Source organism: Janthinobacterium sp. BJB304, assembly GCF_002735765.1.
Lineage (GTDB): Bacteria > Pseudomonadota > Gammaproteobacteria > Burkholderiales > Burkholderiaceae_D > Janthinobacterium.
This window is the reverse complement of sequence record NZ_PDZN01000004.1, coordinates 322,806-328,805: the sequence shown is the minus strand read 5'-3', so window position 1 is coordinate 328,805 and position 6,000 is coordinate 322,806. Positions and strand designations below refer to the sequence as shown.

At 61.4% G+C, this 6,000-nt stretch carries 6 protein-coding genes and 1 pseudogene; all 7 read right to left on the bottom strand.

Annotation, left to right across the window (positions count from 1 at the left end; all coding sequences use genetic code 11):
* A pseudogene (locus tag CSQ95_RS30005) lies at nt 1-643 on the bottom strand (IS3 family transposase); the annotation flags it as partial.
* Between the two features lie 137 nt (nt 644-780).
* On the bottom strand, nt 781-1,974 hold the full coding sequence (bamC, locus tag CSQ95_RS07175) for an outer membrane protein assembly factor BamC (RefSeq protein ID WP_099408978.1): 1,194 nt from the start codon (nt 1,972-1,974) through the stop codon (nt 781-783).
* Between the two features lie 81 nt (nt 1,975-2,055).
* Nucleotides 2,056-2,934 (bottom strand): 4-hydroxy-tetrahydrodipicolinate synthase, encoded by an 879-nt coding sequence (gene dapA, locus CSQ95_RS07170; protein ID WP_086136194.1) that lies wholly within the window; start codon nt 2,932-2,934, stop codon nt 2,056-2,058.
* An 84-nt stretch (nt 2,935-3,018) separates the two neighbouring features.
* Nucleotides 3,019-3,591 carry a bifunctional 2-polyprenyl-6-hydroxyphenol methylase/3-demethylubiquinol 3-O-methyltransferase UbiG gene (locus CSQ95_RS07165; protein WP_070221469.1) on the bottom strand — a complete coding sequence of 191 codons (573 nt, stop codon included), beginning with the start codon at nt 3,589-3,591 and terminating at the stop codon, nt 3,019-3,021.
* A gap of 36 nt (nt 3,592-3,627) precedes the next feature.
* Nucleotides 3,628-4,308, bottom strand: a complete 681-nt coding sequence (locus tag CSQ95_RS07160) for a site-2 protease family protein (protein WP_180278975.1) — start codon at nt 4,306-4,308, stop codon at nt 3,628-3,630.
* A 94-nt stretch (nt 4,309-4,402) separates the two neighbouring features.
* Complete coding sequence (locus tag CSQ95_RS07155; protein ID WP_086136192.1) at nt 4,403-5,026, bottom strand: L-threonylcarbamoyladenylate synthase; 624 nt, start codon at nt 5,024-5,026, stop codon at nt 4,403-4,405.
* Between the two features lie 38 nt (nt 5,027-5,064).
* Nucleotides 5,065-5,949, bottom strand: coding sequence for a protease HtpX (gene htpX / locus CSQ95_RS07150; protein WP_099408977.1), 885 nt, complete (start codon nt 5,947-5,949; stop codon nt 5,065-5,067).
* Nucleotides 5,950-6,000 lie beyond the last annotated feature (51 nt).

The following is a 6,000-nucleotide window of genomic DNA, read 5'->3' as shown; positions in this document are numbered from 1 at the left end:
AGCAGCCGCTCCTGGCGCAAGATATCAAAGAGTCCATCGCGTCCCAATTTGATTTTTGCACCGGAAAAGGCTGCACCGAGCAGGCTGTGCAGCTTGCGCGTGCCGATGCGTGGCTGGCGCAGGCGTATCGGCTGCACCAGCTTGACGACAGTTTGCGCCCTGTCCAGGCAATGTCGCTCGCGCTGACGGCGCTGGTAATACGCTTGGCGGCTGATGCCGACACAGCGGCAGGCCCGTTCGACGCTTAATCCTTCGACTTGCTTGCGCGCGATGACCTGCCCAAAGGCTTTTTTACCGGCACCCCGTATTCGTCACGCAGGACGTCGAGAACCGCCTCGAACAGCGCGGATTTCTGTTTTTCTTCCTTGAGCTGACGCTCCAGCTCCTTGATGCGCTGCTCTGGCGTCAGTGGCCTGGCTGGTGTGTCTGTCATGGTCGCTCTCCGTTGGCTTCGGCCCCTGGGATGCGTCCAATCCTGCAGGCCGTGTTTGCGACACCATACCAAAACTGTCGACCGACCCTGTATTCCGTAGCGCGTTTGCGCCTGCTTGTACGTCATCTCGCCTTTTTCAACCTGCTCGACAACGCTCAATTTAAAAGCCAGGCTGTAATCTCGCTGACTGCGTCGAAACCCTTGTTCCATCGGACACTCCTTCTCTGTAACGAAAAAGTGTCAACTTATTCCAGGACGGGTCAAGGCAATAAAAAAGGCTGCCCCGGTTTCCCGGGCCAGCCTTTTTTATGCGCGGCAGGTCCTGATGCCTGCCGCGAATGTAGCGCTTATTTCAACTGATCATTCAGCAGACCCAGGATCTTCTCGGCCACTGGCGAGGTATCGGGTTTTCCTTCGTTGCTGAGGACGCTGACCAAGCTGGTCGAGCCAGTGCCGGCCTTGACCAGGACGCGGTAGCGCTGCGCTTCCTTGTCCTTGTCGGACGACGAGCCCCAGCTGAACAGCTTCGAGAAGAAGCCATCTTTCTTGACCGCGTCCGGATCGACGTAACGCACGAAATACGTGCCTTGCGTGCGGTCGCGGTCTTCCACGGTGAAGCCGACGCGGTCCAGCGCCAGGCCGACACGGCGCCAGGCGCGGTCAAAACCTTCATCGACTTCGATGCCGCGCGTCTGGGTGGCGGCGTCGCCCACCAGCTTGGCGTGCTGCGGCTGCACGATGGCGGCATCGACGGCCGTCTTCGCTTGCGCATCGTCGCTGGCCGCGCCCAGGCGCGTCATCAGCTTGGCCAGGAATTGCGCTTCCAGGCCCGGATCGTTCGGGCGAGCGGTCCAGGTGGTGGTTTCCTTGTCGCGGCCGGTGACAACCTCTTCCACGCCGCGGTGGCTGATGTAGATCTCGGTCGAGCCGTCGGCCAGGCGCTCCACGCGGGTACGGAACTTGTCTTTTTCACCGGTCGAGTACAGCGAATCGAAGGCCTTGCCGATGGTGCTGCGGATAAAGTCCTGCGGCACCTTGGCGCGGTTTTCGTTCCACTCGGTTTCCATGATGCCAGCCGTCGGCTGGTCGACGGCAATGGTAAAGCCCGAATCTTCCCAGAATTGCTTGAGCTGCGGCCACAGCACTTCAGGCGACTGCTTGACGACCAGCCAGCGCTGGTTGCCCGCGCGCTCGACCTTCACGCCGCCTGCCGTGACCGGCACCACGCCGACCACGCCGTCGGCGCCCACGACGACCGGGGTACCGGCCGTGGCATTGCGCTGCGCGTTGTAGCCGGACGCCGTGGCCACGCCGTTTTTCGCATCCGGCAAGGAGTAGCGGTTGTCCTGCTGCAATTGCGTCAGGTCAGGCGGCACGTCCAGGGTGCCGGCTTTCTTGACCGACTTGTAGTCGACCTTGTCGCCGCCGACTACCGAACTGATCATGCCGCAGCCCGCGAGGCTGGCTGCGACGGCGCCGATGACGATGCCGCGGACGGCGATGGTGGCAGGCGCCGATTGGTTTTTCTTGCAATTAGTCATGTCGTAACTGGATAAGAAGCTAAGTAGCAGCTGGAATCAGGGAAGGTCCGGACTGGTCAAGTCCGGGCTTGAAGTTCGGCCTTAAGACAGGACGCCGGCGTCGCGCAAGGCATCGCGCACGGTGGCATGGCAATTTTCAGCCAGTGGCACCAGTGGCAAGCGTATGCCGGCAGGCATCAGGCCCATTTCGGCCATCGCCCATTTGACGGGCACCGGGTTGGGCTCGACAAACAATTTCTGGTGCAGAGGGAAAACTTTGTTATTGATGGCAATCGCCGTGGCACGCTCGCCCGCCATGGCCGCGACGCACAGTTCGTGCATGGCGCGCGGCGCGACGTTGGCCGTCACGGAAATGTTGCCGTGGCCGCCGCAGAACATCAGCGCCATGGCCGTCGGATCGTCGCCCGAGTACACGGCGAAGTCGGCCGGCACGAGGCGCAGCAGGTCGATGCCGCGGCCGATATTGCCGGTTGCATCTTTCACGCCGACGATATTCGGGATGGCGGACAGGCGCACGATGGTCTCGTTGCTCATGTCGGCAACCGTGCGACCAGGCACGTTGTACAGGATGACGGGGATATCGACGGCTTCGGCGATAGCCTTGAAGTGCTGGTACATGCCTTCCTGGGTAGGACGGTTGTAGTACGGCACCACTTGCAAGACAGCATCGGCGCCCGCTTCTTTAGCGTAACGCGTCAGTTTGATGGCCTCGGCCGTGGAGTTGCCTCCGGCACCGGCGATGATAGGAATGCGTCCCTTGGCATGTTCGACGGTCAACTGGATCAGTTCGCAGTGTTCCTCCACGCTGACTGTTGCCGATTCGCCCGTTGTGCCAACGATGACGATGCCGTCCGTACCCTCGGCGATATGCCAGTCGATCAGCTTGCGCAGACCTGGAAAGTCCAGACTGCCGTCTGCGTGCATCGGGGTGACGATTGCTACAATGCTGCCCTTGATCATAGTAAGTTTATAGCGCCGATAAATAAAACAACGATTGTAGCGGATAGCCCGCGCCTGTGGTGCATTCTGACATAGTATGGCCGCTCAAAACGTCGGCAGCAAGGCTGCCAACCGTGGAAAATCCGGCCGGACGGCACAAATTCGTTGCACCAGAGCAGCTTTTGGCTGTTCGACGCGCCCATCTTCATACGCTACCACACGCAAACCCTGCTGCACCGCCCAGGTCAGCATTTCGCCTTCCTTGAGCAGGAATTTCGGATTCGACGGCTTGCCGAACTGCTCATTACCCTCGGCAAACGTTTCATACAGCAGCACGCCATCGGGCGCCAGGCTGGCAATCATGGCTTCCAGCAACGGCCGGTGCAGATAATTGGTGACGACGATGCCGGCAAAGCGGCCAGGAGCGAAGGGCCACACGGCGCCCGGCGCCTCCAGGTCCACCAGCGAGGTGGTGATACCCGTGCCGGCCGCCTTTTCCAGCATTTCCGGATCATGGTCGAGCGCGAGCACCGGGTGGCCCAAGCTCACCAGATGGCGCGCATGGCGGCCTGCGCCGCAGGCCAGGTCCAGCACTTCGCCGCCCGGGATCAGGGGCGCCCAGCGGCGCAGCCAGCCGGAAATCGCTTCGGTTTCTATTGTTGGTTCAGTTACTTGCATCGGTACTTCCATCAGTTAATTGCTCTTTAGCACACATCAGCCCAGCAGCATACGCAGCGGCAAGGTCATCGCGTACAGGAGCTCCACCGCCTTCTGGAGCACGCCGCTCAACGCCAGGCCCAGGTAGCCTTTATAGCTCAGAAAAATCAGCAGAGCGAAGACGAACGGCGTATAGCGGTCAATGCTGGCGTACTTCCTCGACAGGCTGTTGGGCAGCATGCCGGCGACGATGCGCCCGCCATCGAGGGGCGGCACGGGTATCAGGTTAAAACAGAACATGACCACGTTGACCGCCACGCCAGCCAGGCTCACCTCGTCAAGGTAGCCGCGCATGGCAAAACCGGGCGATACCGTGCCCAGCAGGACATGCGCAATCATCCAGCCAAACGCCATGGCCAGGTTGGCCATCGGCCCTGCCAGCGCCACCCAGGCCATCTGTTTCTTCGGATTGCGCAGGCGGCTGAAATCGACGGGCACCGGCTTGGCATAGCCGAACGGCACGCCTATCGCCCAATACAGGGTCAAGGGCAGCAGGATCGTGCCGAAAAGATCGATATGCCGGATCGGATTAAGGCTCAGCCGGCCCTCGTTCGAAGCCGTCGGATCGCCAAAATACTTGGCCGTGTAGCCGTGCGCCGCTTCATGCAGGGAGATGGCAAACAGCACGGGCACCAGGTACACCGCGATCGTCTGCACCGTCACATTGATATCATTCATGGCGCCGATTTTAACAGAGGCGTCCACCGTCCTTGCTTATGTTGTCATTAAGAATAGGTGAAGAGCGGCGCCGGAACGGGTGCGCGATGCCTCGCTACAAACCCAGCACGGCCGGGTCGCCGCGTCCCACGCGCACCACTTCCGGCTCCGGCCCCGTCAGGTCGATCACGGTGCTGGGGCCGTGCGCGCAGACGCCGCCGTCGATGATCAGGTCGACCAGTTTTTCCAGCCGTTCGCGGATGGTGTCGGCATCCGTCAGGCTCTCTTCGTCGCCGGGCAGGGTCAATGTGGCGCCCAGCAGCGGCTGGCCCAGCTCTTCCAGCAGGCATTGCACGATGCGGTGCTGCGGCACGCGCAGGCCGATGGTCTTGCGCGAAGGATGGCTGAGGCGGCGCGGCACTTCCTTGGTCGCTTCCAGGATGAAGGTGTAGGCGCCCGGCGTGGCCGCCTTGAGCAGGCGGAACTGGCGGTTGTCGACTCTGGCATACACGCCCAGCTCGCTCAAGTCGCGGCACAGCAAGGTCAGATGGTGCTTTTCATCCACGCCACGGATGCGGCGCAGGCGCTCGACGGCGCCCTTGTCGTCGAGCTGGCACACCAGCGCGTAGCAGGAATCCGTGGGCAAGGCCACGACGCCGCCGGACTGGATGATCTGGGCCGCCTGCTTGATCAAACGCAATTGCGGATTCTCAGGGTGAATATGAAAAAATTGACTCATGTGTAAGCGTTCTGGCGAACCAGCTTGTTAAGTTAGCATTATTGTACGCCGCGCAGCGCGGCGATACGTTCTTCGATGGGCGGATGGGTGGCGAACAGCGCGCCCCAGCCGCCATTGCCGCCGCTGATGCCCAGCGCCTGCATCGATTGCGGCAGTTCGCCCGGCGGCACGCCGCCCAGGCGGGCCAGCGCATGCATCATTGGCGTGGGGCTGCCCAGCAGCTTGGCGGAACCGGCATCGGCGCGAAATTCGCGCTGGCGCGAGAACCAGGCCACGATGATGGAAGCGAGCAGGCCGAAGATCACTTCGCACACCATCACGGTCACAAAGTAACCGATGCCGCGCCCGCCGCCTTCGCGGTTGTTATTTTTCAACAGCACATTATCGACAAAGAAACCCACCACGCGGGCCATGAAGACGACGAAAGTGTTCACCACGCCCTGGATCAGGGTCAAGGTCACCATGTCGCCATTGGCAACGTGGGCGATCTCGTGGCCCAGCACGGCCTCGACTTCATCGCGGTTCATGCTTTGCAGCAAGCCTGTGGACACGGCCACCAGCGCCGAATTCTTGAAAGCGCCCGTGGCAAACGCATTCGCGTCGCCTTCGTACACGGCCACTTCCGGCATGGCGATGCCGGCCCGCTCGGACAGCGCGCGCACGGTATTGACCAGCCACAATTCCGTCGAGGACGTTGGGTTGTCGATCGCGCGCGCGCCCGTGCTCCACTTGGCCATCGGCTTGCTGATCAACAGGGAAAAGATGGACCCGGTGAAACCCACCACCAGCGAAAACACCAGCAGGCTGCCCAGGTTCAGGGTACTGCCGCGCGCCGGATTGCCCACGCCCAACAAGCTGAGGACGAGCGACAGCACCAGCATCACGGCCAGGTTGGTTGCGATAAAAAGGACGATACGTTTCATGGGCGATGGCTCCAGATGACTATGTATGACAAGAATAACGAAAAGATAAGT

What these genes read in the sequence shown, in the direction of transcription:
- bamC (WP_099408978.1), bottom strand. Translation starts at nt 1,974, where the DNA reads ATGACTAATTGCAAGAAAAACCAATCGGCGCCTGCCACCATCGCCGTC.
- dapA (WP_086136194.1), bottom strand. Translation starts at nt 2,934, where the DNA reads ATGATCAAGGGCAGCATTGTAGCAATCGTCACCCCGATGCACGCAGAC.
- CSQ95_RS07165 (WP_070221469.1), bottom strand. Translation starts at nt 3,591, where the DNA reads ATGCAAGTAACTGAACCAACAATAGAAACCGAAGCGATTTCCGGCTGG.
- CSQ95_RS07160 (WP_180278975.1), bottom strand. Translation starts at nt 4,308, where the DNA reads ATGAATGATATCAATGTGACGGTGCAGACGATCGCGGTGTACCTGGTG.
- CSQ95_RS07155 (WP_086136192.1), bottom strand. Translation starts at nt 5,026, where the DNA reads ATGAGTCAATTTTTTCATATTCACCCTGAGAATCCGCAATTGCGTTTG.
- htpX (WP_099408977.1), bottom strand. Translation starts at nt 5,949, where the DNA reads ATGAAACGTATCGTCCTTTTTATCGCAACCAACCTGGCCGTGATGCTG.